Origin of the sequence: Pseudomonas sp. 478 (assembly GCF_003254125.1) — a bacterium.
Lineage (GTDB): Bacteria > Pseudomonadota > Gammaproteobacteria > Pseudomonadales > Pseudomonadaceae > Aquipseudomonas.
The window spans coordinates 62,406-70,731 of sequence record NZ_QKZG01000020.1 but is presented as its reverse complement, the minus strand read 5'-3'; the positions used below and the strand labels follow the sequence as shown (position 1 = coordinate 70,731).

General features: G+C 60.9%; 8 protein-coding genes. 7 read left to right on the top strand and 1 reads right to left on the bottom strand.

Annotated elements, in window-relative coordinates; all coding sequences use genetic code 11:
• Window positions 1-197 precede the first annotated feature (197 nt).
• Both DFS28_RS29105 and DFS28_RS29100 read left to right on the top strand, forming a co-directional pair.
• Window positions 198-2,009, top strand: a complete 1,812-nt coding sequence (locus DFS28_RS29105; protein WP_111452542.1) for a monovalent cation:proton antiporter-2 (CPA2) family protein — start codon at window positions 198-200, stop codon at window positions 2,007-2,009.
• Window positions 2,010-2,220: 211 nt separating this feature from the next.
• Complete coding sequence (locus tag DFS28_RS29100; RefSeq protein WP_111452541.1) at window positions 2,221-3,333, top strand: DNA alkylation repair protein; 1,113 nt, start codon at window positions 2,221-2,223, stop codon at window positions 3,331-3,333.
• On the opposite strand, the gene DFS28_RS29095 is transcribed toward DFS28_RS29100, so the two are convergent.
• Window positions 3,314-3,886: a cytochrome b gene (locus DFS28_RS29095; RefSeq protein WP_111452540.1), complete on the bottom strand. Its 573-nt coding sequence runs from the start codon at window positions 3,884-3,886 to the stop codon at window positions 3,314-3,316. The two genes, DFS28_RS29100 and DFS28_RS29095, sit on opposite strands and share 20 nt — an antisense overlap.
• Before the next feature lie 181 nt (window positions 3,887-4,067).
• On the opposite strand from DFS28_RS29095, the gene DFS28_RS29090 reads away from it, so the two are divergent.
• Genes DFS28_RS29090 through DFS28_RS29070 form a run of 5 tightly spaced genes read left to right on the top strand, consistent with a single transcriptional unit; the run spans window position 4,068 to window position 8,324 of the window.
• Window positions 4,068-4,745: a thermostable hemolysin gene (locus tag DFS28_RS29090; protein ID WP_111452539.1), complete on the top strand. Its 678-nt coding sequence runs from the start codon at window positions 4,068-4,070 to the stop codon at window positions 4,743-4,745.
• A complete protein-coding gene (locus tag DFS28_RS29085; protein ID WP_111452538.1) occupies window positions 4,735-6,216 on the top strand; it encodes an AMP-binding protein in 1,482 nt (493 codons plus the stop codon). The genes DFS28_RS29090 and DFS28_RS29085 overlap by 11 nt, the downstream gene beginning before the upstream one ends.
• On the top strand, window positions 6,213-6,887 hold the full coding sequence (locus DFS28_RS29080; RefSeq protein ID WP_111452537.1) for a TenA family transcriptional regulator: 675 nt from the start codon (window positions 6,213-6,215) through the stop codon (window positions 6,885-6,887). Before DFS28_RS29085 ends, DFS28_RS29080 begins: the two co-directional genes overlap by 4 nt.
• Entirely contained in the window at window positions 6,874-7,683 is an 810-nt protein-coding gene (locus DFS28_RS29075) for an SDR family oxidoreductase (protein WP_111452536.1), read from the top strand. Before DFS28_RS29080 ends, DFS28_RS29075 begins: the two co-directional genes overlap by 14 nt.
• Window positions 7,680-8,324 carry a tetratricopeptide repeat protein gene (locus tag DFS28_RS29070; protein ID WP_111452535.1) on the top strand — a complete coding sequence of 215 codons (645 nt, stop codon included), beginning with the start codon at window positions 7,680-7,682 and terminating at the stop codon, window positions 8,322-8,324. Before DFS28_RS29075 ends, DFS28_RS29070 begins: the two co-directional genes overlap by 4 nt.
• The last annotated feature ends 2 nt before the right edge of the window (window positions 8,325-8,326 follow it).

The following is an 8,326-nucleotide window of genomic DNA, read 5'->3' as shown; positions in this document are numbered from 1 at the left end:
ATCTCCCACGGTCTGTACTGCGTCAACAGTCAGAATCGAGCCTTGTCCCTCCTCCTCCCTTCAAGTCCTACCATACAAGCGAGCCTGCTCGCGATGGCGGTGTGTCAGCCAACATCATTGTATGTTCATGGCTGACGCACAAAGCATCACCCTTTATCCTTGTCCCCCCGCCGTACCGAGTGAATGGAGTTTTTGTCATGCCCCATGAAGGCAACCTGTTGCAAGCCGCTGTCGTGTTTCTGTTCGCGGCGGTGCTCACCGTTCCCTTGGCCAAGCGCCTGCAACTGGGGGCGGTACTGGGTTATCTGTTTGCAGGGGTGATCATCGGGCCGTCGGTGCTGGGCCTGATTGGCAATCCGCAAAGCGTCAGCCACATTTCCGAACTCGGGGTGGTGTTGCTGCTGTTCATCATTGGTCTTGAACTGTCGCCGCGACGTTTGTGGGTGATGCGCAGATCGGTGTTCGGCGTCGGCCTGGCGCAAGTGCTGCTGACGGGCTCGGTGATTGGTGTGCTGGCGTTGTTCGTGTTCGGCCAACCGTTGAACAGCGCGATCGTGCTGGGCTTGGGCCTGGCGCTGTCGTCCACGGCGTTCGGTCTGCAAAGCCTGGCCGAGCGCAAGGAACTGACCAGTCCCCACGGGCGTTTGGCATTCGCGATTCTGTTGTTCCAGGACATCGCCGCTATCCCGTTGATCGCCATGGTGCCGTTGCTGGCGGGCGGCGATCACACCAGCAGCGCTGGGGAAGGCCTCAATCACGGCTTGCGCGTGCTGGGCAGCATCGCGGTGATGGTGATTGGAGGCCGATACCTGTTGCGGCCGGTGTTCCGGGTGGTGGCCAAGACCGGTTTGCCGGAAGTCTCCACGGCCACCGCGTTGCTGGTGGTGATGGGCACGGCGTGGCTGATGGACCTGGTCGGCGTGTCGATGGCGCTGGGGGCGTTCCTCGCCGGGTTGCTGCTGGCGGACTCCGAATACCGCCACGAACTGGAAGCGCAAATCGAACCGTTCAAGGGATTGTTGCTGGGGCTGTTTTTCATCAGTGTCGGCATGGGCGCCAACCTGAGCCTGCTTCTGAGCGCGCCGATCACGGTGCTGGGCCTGACCCTGTTGCTGATCGCAATCAAACTGCCGCTGCTGTTTGTTGTCGGTCGGCTGGCGGGTGGCCTGGGCAAGGTCAGTGCGATTCGCCTCGGCATCGTGCTCGCGGCCGGTGGTGAATTTGCGTTTGTGGTGTTCAAGATCGGCCGCGACCAGGGCCTGTTCGAACCCAACCTGTACGACTTGCTGGTGCTGACCATCACCTTGTCCATGGCGGTGACGCCACTGCTGTTGCTGGTGTGCGCGCGACTGGTCAGGCCAAAGGTTCAACCGGTGGTGGTGCCGGAGAAATTCCGCGAGATCGATACCGACACGCCACGCGTGGTGATCGCCGGCATGGGCCGCATGGGGCAGATCGTTGCGCGGATTTTGCGCGCGCAGAACATCAAGTTCGTCGCCCTCGACACCTCGGTGGAAACCATCGAACTGTCGCGCAGCTTCGGCGGTGTGCCGGTGTTCTACGGCGACCCGATGCGCCCGGAGATCCTCAGTGCGGCCAAGGTCGAGCAGGCGGAATACTTTGTCATCGCCACCGACGACCCGGACACCAACATCAAGACCGCCGAACTGGTGCACAAACTCTACCCGCACATCAAAATCATCGCCCGGGCCCGTAACCGTCAGCATGTGCATCGCTTGGTGGACCTTGGCGCCGAGGCCATTCGGGAAACCTATTACTCGAGTCTGGAAATGAGCCGGCGCACGCTGGTCGGCCTGGGGCTGACCCAAGCCCAGGCCGATGCGCGGATCAAACGCTTCAAGCATCACGACGAACAGGTGCTGGAGGCCCAGCATGCGGTTTATGACGATGCAGCGAAGGTCTTGCAGACGGCGCAGGAAGCGCGGGCGGAACTGGCGAGATTGTTTGAGTCGGATCAGTTGGGGGAGCAGGAATCGGGTAAGGCTTGAGATCCAGCCCCTCACCCTAACCCTCTCCCCAAGGGGCGAGGGGACTGATCTGGGCGTTCTTTAGAAATACTGCGACCTGAATTATCGAGTCGAACTCAGGATTTGAAAGCCATGGAGATCGGCCCCCTTTCCCCCCTCTCCCCCGTGGGGAGAGGGCTGGGGTGAGGGGATGGATCTAACTGACACACAACCATTCGAGCAAACCCATCCTATGACCCACACCAACCAACCCGCCCCCGCCCTGAAAGAAATCTTCAACGCCGAGCGCCTCAAGCACATCGCCACCGAAATGACCGCCGTCTACCCCGCGTTCAACGCCAAGGCCTTCCTGAAACTGGCCAACGACGGGCTAGGCGAATTATCCATCATGCAGCGCATGGCCCGGGTCAGCGAGTGCCTGCACACCGTCCTGCCGTTGAGCTATGAAGAGACGCTTGAGGTGCTGCGCGCCCTCGCTCCGCGCCTGAACAGCGGTTTCGTCAGCATCTCATTGCCGCATTACGTCGCGACCTACGGCGGACATGCCTTCGAGCAGTCCATGGAGGCGCTGAAATACTTCACTTCCTTCGGCTCCTCGGAATTCGCGATCCGCTATTTCTTGCGCAGCGACATCGAACGCTCCCTGGCGGTCATGCACGAGTGGTCCCTGGACGAAAACGAACACGTCCGCCGCCTGGCCAGCGAAGGCAGCCGACCGCGCCTGCCATGGTCGTTTCGACTGGAACAGATTCAGGCTGACCCAACATTGGCGGCGGAAATCCTCGACAACCTCAAGGCCGACGACAGCCTCTACGTGCGCAAGTCCGTGGCCAACCACCTCAACGACATCACCAAGGATCATCCCGAATGGGTGCTGGACCTGATCGAAGGCTGGTCGCTGGACAACAAACACACGGCATGGATCGCCAAACACGCCCTGCGCAGCCTGATCAAACAAGGCAATCAACGCGCGTTGGCGATCATTGGGGCGGGCGGCAAGCCTGAGGTCGAGATCATCGATGCGAAGGTGCAACCGGCGGTGATTCGTCTGGGTGAAAAAATCACCCTGTCCTTCGCCGTGAAATCCACGGTCCAGGACAGTCAGCGACTGGTGATCGACTACGCAATCGATTACGTAAAAGCCAGCGGCAGCACGTCAGCGAAGGTATTCAAGCTCAAGGCGCTGACGCTTCCCGGCAAGGCGACCGAATCCATCGTCCGGGGTCAGCACATCAAGGAACTCACCACCCGCCGGCATTACGCGGGTCATCACGCCGTGCACATTCTGGTGAACGGCGAGCGCCTGGCCAGCACCGGGTTCGAGATTATCGCTGACGCTGATTGACCGTATTAGCGGATCGACCAGGCAGCATGCGCGTCAGGGTGTTGTCACGGACCCAATAGTGATGGAACAACCCCGCCGCCGCGTGCAAGCCGATCAGCCAGTAACCGGCGCTGCCGAGCAATTCGTGCCAATGCTTGAACTGCTTGGCCAGGTCTGGATCGACCGCCACCAGCGAAGGCAGGAAGAACTCGAAATAAGGCATCGGCTTGCCACCTGCCGAAAGCATCAGCCAGGCCAATAATGGCGTGGCAATCATCAGCCCATACAATGCCAGGTGCATCAGGTGCGAAACGCCTGTCTGCCAGACGGGTAACGCCGGCGTGATGGGCGGACGCGGGGCGAGCCGCCCGAGCAAGCGCACCCAGACCAACACAAAAATGCTGAACCCGAACAAGCCGTGCAGTCCCAGGAACAGGCTCTTCAACGCATGCCCGCGGGGCAACAGCCCTTTGATTTCGATGCAGGCATACACGCCAACAAACAGCGCAAGCATCAGCCAGTGCAAAGTGATCGAGAGTTTTCCATACCGGTGAGCGAGTGCATCGCGGGTCATAACAAGCCTCGTGAATATCATTGTGACTGGCGACTCATTCGCGCAGCCCGGGGCGACACCCTGCCCGCCCAGTCTTAAGACAATCTGAAGACAGGCACGACCGATCTTTTGGCCTCCTTCAGACTTCGTTAAGAAATGCCTCCGATACTCCTTCCACACTGACCTGTGGAGGCGTTTTCCAATGCCCGATTTTAACTGGAACATCCCTCTGCCCCTGCATTTCGGCCAAGCCGAAACCCCGCAGATGAGTTTGGCCAGAGCCCTGCCGGACGAGCCCCTGCGCCCCGTCTTCGAAGCCTTTATCCAGCAACGCTTCCGTAAGGCCCACGGTGCCGACATCCGTCATTTCATGCCGGAGCTGTTCGGCATGAATAACGCGTCAGGTGAACTGTGTGCAGTGGCCGGCGTGCGTCTGGCGAATAGCGAACCACTGTTTCTGGAACGTTACCTGGACGAACCGATCGATCCGCTGATCAGTGTCGCGGCCGATTGTGCAGTAGACCGCGCGGGTATCGTCGAGGTGGGCAACCTGGCCGCCACCGACACCGGCAGTGCGCGAATGAGCATCATCGCCATCACCTACCTGCTGGCCATGGGCGGCCTGGAATGGGTGACGTTCACTGGCAACATCGGCCTGGTGAATAGCTTCCACCGTCTGGGCTTGAAACCCGTGACCTTGTGCGCCGCCGATCCTGCGCGGCTGGGCGACGACCGCCATAGCTGGGGCAGTTACTACGAGAGCAAGCCCTGGGTGCACGTTGGCAACATCCGCGCCGGCTTCATCCATTTGCGCAATATCGGGATGTTCAATCGCCTGGGGTTGCCATCGTCCATCGAGGAATCCAGCCATGTCGCCTGAAATGGAGCGTTTCAAGCAGACCCTGCGCAGCCATGCCGAACGTAAGTCCAATGCCATCGCCCTGTGGGGCGATCACCTGAAACTGGACTACGCCACGCTGTACGCAGAGGTGATGTATCGCCAGCAGCGTCTGCGCGATGAAAGCGTCAAGGTAGTTGCACTGGCGCTGGACAACGGCGTCGAAGCCATGCTCTGGGACTTGGCCGTGCTGTTTGAAGGTCTGACCTGCCTGACGTTGCCACCTTTTTTCAGCCCGGCTCAACGCAAACATTGCCTGAAGCAAAGCCAGGCCGCCCTGGTGATTGCCGAGCCAGCACTGGAAGGCGAATTGCAAACGGCCGGTTATGAGAAAGCCGGCGAGTTCTGGCGCCGTACCTTCAGCGGCCCAAGTCGGATGCCCGAAGGTACCGCCAAACTGACCTTTACCTCGGGCACCACCGGCACCCCCAAAGGCGTCTGCCTGAGCGCCGAAAGCATTCTGCGGGTCGCCCGCGAACTGGATCAGGCCAGCAAGCCCACCGATCCACAGCACCACCTCGCACTTTTGCCGATGGCGATCCTGCTGGAAAATATCGGCTGCTATGCGGCGCTGTACGCCGGCGCAACGCTGAGCCTGCCCAGCCAGAAAACCCTGGGTATTCAGGGTGCCAGTAGTGTGGATGTGCCGCGACTGCTCGGATGCCTGGCCACCCGTGCCCCCGAGAGTTTGATCCTGGTGCCGCAGTTGCTGTTGATGCTGGTCAGCGCCGCCGAGCAAAAAGCCTTCAGCCCCCACGCGTTGCGTTTTGCCGCGGTGGGTGGCGCACGGGTTAGTGAAGAATTACTGCTCCGTGCGCAACGGATCGGCCTACCGGTTTACGAAGGCTACGGACTGTCCGAGTGCGCGTCGGTGGTGTGCCTCAATCGGCCAGAAGCGCGCCGCCCTGGCAGTGTCGGCCGGCCCCTGCCCCACGTGGACATTCGCCTGGCCGACGACGGCGAAGTGCTGATCAAAGGATCGACCTTGCTCGGTTATCTCGGCGAGGCGCCGCACACCGATGAATGGTGGCCCAGCGGCGATCTTGGCGAGTTCGACCCCGAAGGTTTTCTCTACCTCAAGGGGCGCAAGAAACATCAATTCGTCACCAGTTACGGCCGCAATGTGAACCCGGAATGGGTCGAGGCCGAATTGACCCAACGCCGTCATATCGCCCAGGCCTTTGTCTACGGCGAAGCCATGCCGAGCAACCACGCGCTGCTCTGGCCCCATCGCCCCGATTGCACCGACGCAGAACTGGCCGCCGCCGTGGCCCAAGCCAACGAAGCCTTGCCCGATTACGCCCAGGTCCATCTGTGGACACGCCTGGATCAACCATTCACATCCGACAACGGTCTGCTGACCGCCAATGGCCGACCACGCCGGGACGCCATCGTCGAGCGTTACCGCTCGCAACTGACTGAAGCTGTCTTTTCAGAGGAATCTGCGTCATGAGCTTTTTCGATACATTGCAAGAAGCCACCCAGCAAGAACGCCACGAGCTGTTCAATCTGCCCATCATTCGCGACGCCCTCGAGGGCAAGGTCAGCCTGGAAAGTTACCGGGCCTTCCTGGCGCAAGCCTATTACCACGTGCGCCACACCGTACCGCTGATGATGGCGTGCGGTGCCCGTTTGCCGTCGCGCCTGGAATGGCTGCGTAAAGCGGTGTGCGAGTACATCGAGGACGAATACGGCCACGAACAATGGGTCCTCGACGACATCCAAGCCTGCGGCGGCGACAAAGAGGCCGTGCGCGACGGTCGTCCGTCCTTGCCGATCGAATTGATGGTCAGCTTCCTCTACGACCTGATTGCCCGGGACAACCCGGTCGGCCTGTTCGGCATGGTCAACGTGCTTGAAGGCACCAGCATCGCCCTGGCCACTCATGCCGCCGACAGCATTCGCGAACGCCTGGACCTGCCGCAAAGCGCTTTCAGTTACCTCAGCTCCCATGGTTCGCTGGATATCGAGCACATGCACACCTATCGCCGACTGATGAACACCCTCGATGATCCGGTCGACCAGGCGGCCGTGATTCACGCCTCCAAGGTGGTGTACACGCTTTACACCGACATGTTCCGCGGTTTGCCACGCGATGGGGAGAACCTGCATGCGCCTGTCTGAGGCTCGCGTGGTACTGACCGGCGCCAGCGGCGGTATCGGGTTGGCGATCACTACCGCCCTGTGCGCCAGTGGCGCCCGGGTATTGGCCGTGGCTCGGCATCGGGAACCGTTGGCGCCTTTGCTCGAACGCTATCCGCAGCAGTTGTGCTGGATCGGCGCCGACCTGACGTTCCTCGCCGACCGCCGCAAAGTACTGGGAGCCGCCGAAGCCATCGGCGGCATCAACCTGCTGATCAACGCCGCCGGGGTCAATCACTTCGCCATGCTCGAGCAGCTCGATGACAGCGACATCAACGCCATGCTGGCAGTGAACATCAGCGCGCCGATCTGCCTGACCAAGTTATTACTGCCGCTGCTCAAGCAAGCTGAAAGCGCGATGGTGGTGAATGTCGGTTCGACCTACGGCTCCATCGGCTACCCCGGTTACGCCAGCTATTGCGCCACCAAGTTTGCCCTGCGGGGGTTTTCCGAAGCCCTGCGCCGGGAACTGGCCGACACCCGGGTCGGCGTTTTATACGTCGCGCCACGGGCCACCCGCACCAGCATGAACAGCCCGGCGGCACAGGCCTTGAATGACGCGCTCAAATCCAGTGTCGACGATCCTCAAAAAGTAGCCTCGGCGGTGATCCACGCGATTGCCGGAGACCACCGTGATTTGTACCTGGGCTGGCCGGAACGCTTTTTCGTGCGCCTGAACAGCCTGTTGCCAAACCTGGTGGATCGCGGCCTGCGCAAGCAGTTGCCACTGATCCGTCGCCTGAGTCAGAAGCCTGATAACGAGAATCTCAAGCCATGAAAAAACTCTTTACTTGCTTGCTGTTGGGCGCCTTGAGCCACAGTGCCTGGGCGCTGGACGCCGCCGATCAACAACGTCTCAATGGCATCCAGCAAAGCTGGGCTCATATTCAATACGAACTGCCGGCCGAGCAGCGCACCGCCGCATTCGAAAAACTCGCCGGCCAGGCGTCGGCGTTCACTCACGAACGCCAATCGGTGGCCGAAGCCTGGATCTGGTCCGGAATCGTCACCAGCAGTTGGGCCGGTGCCCAGGGCGGGCTCGGTGCGCTGAGCAAGGTCAAGGATGCGAAAGTCGACCTGGAGAAAGCCCTGGCCCTGGACCCAAAAGCCCTGCAAGGCTCGGCCTACACCAGCCTCGGCGCACTGTACGACCGCGTACCGGGCTGGCCCATCGGTTTCGGCGACGCCGACAAGGCCGAACAGTTGCTCAAGCAGGCCTTGCAACTGAACCCGAACGGCATCGATAGTCTGTACTTCTGGGGCGATCACCTCTACCGTCAAAAACGCTACAGCGAAGCCCGGGGCGCCCTGCAAAAAGCCCTGCAAGCGGAGCCAAGGCCAGGCCGGGAAACCGCCGACGCCGGGCGGCGCAAAGAGATCGAAGCATTGCTGGCGGACGTGAACAAGAAACTCAACTGACA

Bases quoted from the DNA above. Each gene is read 5' to 3' on its own strand.
- DFS28_RS29105 (WP_111452542.1), top strand. From the start codon at position 198: ATGCCCCATGAAGGCAACCTGTTGCAAGCCGCTGTCGTGTTTCTGTTC.
- DFS28_RS29100 (WP_111452541.1), top strand. From the start codon at position 2,221: ATGACCCACACCAACCAACCCGCCCCCGCCCTGAAAGAAATCTTCAAC.
- DFS28_RS29095 (WP_111452540.1), bottom strand. From the start codon at position 3,886: ATGACCCGCGATGCACTCGCTCACCGGTATGGAAAACTCTCGATCACT.
- DFS28_RS29090 (WP_111452539.1), top strand. From the start codon at position 4,068: ATGCCCGATTTTAACTGGAACATCCCTCTGCCCCTGCATTTCGGCCAA.
- DFS28_RS29085 (WP_111452538.1), top strand. From the start codon at position 4,735: ATGTCGCCTGAAATGGAGCGTTTCAAGCAGACCCTGCGCAGCCATGCC.
- DFS28_RS29080 (WP_111452537.1), top strand. From the start codon at position 6,213: ATGAGCTTTTTCGATACATTGCAAGAAGCCACCCAGCAAGAACGCCAC.
- DFS28_RS29075 (WP_111452536.1), top strand. From the start codon at position 6,874: ATGCGCCTGTCTGAGGCTCGCGTGGTACTGACCGGCGCCAGCGGCGGT.
- DFS28_RS29070 (WP_111452535.1), top strand. From the start codon at position 7,680: ATGAAAAAACTCTTTACTTGCTTGCTGTTGGGCGCCTTGAGCCACAGT.